This is a genomic window from Testudinibacter sp. 'clade 2' (assembly GCF_006227735.1).
Lineage (GTDB): Bacteria > Pseudomonadota > Gammaproteobacteria > Enterobacterales > Pasteurellaceae > Chelonobacter.
Map to the genome: position 1 here is coordinate 1 of NZ_VDHB01000186.1, position 1,204 is coordinate 1,204.

Annotated in this window: 1 protein-coding gene; it reads left to right on the plus strand. The window is 40.9% G+C overall.

The annotated features are described in order from the left end of the window. The coding region (locus FHQ30_RS12345) for a DDE-type integrase/transposase/recombinase (protein ID WP_139625181.1) at positions 1-1,160 on the plus strand (1,160 nt) is incomplete at its 5' end. Positions 1,161-1,204: the final 44 nt, after the last annotated feature.

The following is a 1,204-nucleotide window of genomic DNA, read 5'->3' on the forward strand; positions in this document are numbered from 1 at the left end:
GTGTCATGGAACAAAAAATCTGCTTTATTCAAGCTTATTTAGCAAAACGCACGAGTAAAAGTGAACTTTGCAAACAATTTGGCATTAGTCGCCCTACGGGTGACAAATGGATTCAACGCTACCATTTAAATGGTTTAGCTGGGCTGAGTGCGCTTTCTCGCAAGCCACACCACAATCCTAATGCAGTTTCTGCTTATGTTTGTGAGCGTTTAGTACAAGAAAAGTTGAAACGACGATATTGGGGAGCAAAAAAGCTGTTAGACCATTTGCGGCAGTTAGAGTCTGATATAAAATGGTGTGCCGATAGTACGGGCGACCGAATTTTAGCCAAAGCAGGATTAGTTGAAACACGCAGAAAACATCTTAAAACGCCGGCAGACAGTTTACCTTTTGGAGAATGTCATTCATCTAATCATTGTTGGAGTATGGATTTTAAAGGCGATTTCATGGTAGGGAATAAAAGGTGTTATCCTTTTACATTGCATGATAATTACAGCCGTTATTTATTCGCCTGTCAGGGTTTAACTCAGCATGGCTATACCGAGGTGCAGCCTTTACTGGAGCGTATTTTTAAGGAATACGGCTTACCTTGGGCAATCCGCAGTGATAATGGAGCGCCTTTTGCTTCCGTTGCGTTAGGTGGACTGACAAAATTATCGAAATGGCTAATTGATTTAGGTATTCGCCCTGAACGTATTGAAGCAGGAAAACCACAGCAAAATGGTCGTTTAGAACGAATGCACAGGGAGTTGAAGCGCTATATTGCAAAGGTGGATACGCTTAAGATAGAAATGCATGAATTCCAACAAAAGCTAGATATTTTTAGAGAAGAGTTTAATCAACTGCGTTCACATGAAGGTCTGGAAAGACAAATGCCGATGAGCTGTTATACACCCTCAATCCGTATTTATCCCACACGGATTGAAGAATATGAATATCACCGAGAGGCTATTTTGCGAAGTGTAAGGCATAATGGTGAAATCAAATGGCGTGGAAAATTACGCTATATTAGTGAAGTGCTAGCAGGTGAAAAAATCGCCTTTTTACCCAAAGGTGATGGATTATGGGAAATGTTTTATCGGTTTCATTTTCTTGGTGAACTCGATGACATAACCCAAAGAATTATCCGCCCAACATTGTGGCATAAACCCGAAGTGTAAACGATGTCATCGGGTTAATATGTAAAGGATGTTCGGGTTGTACC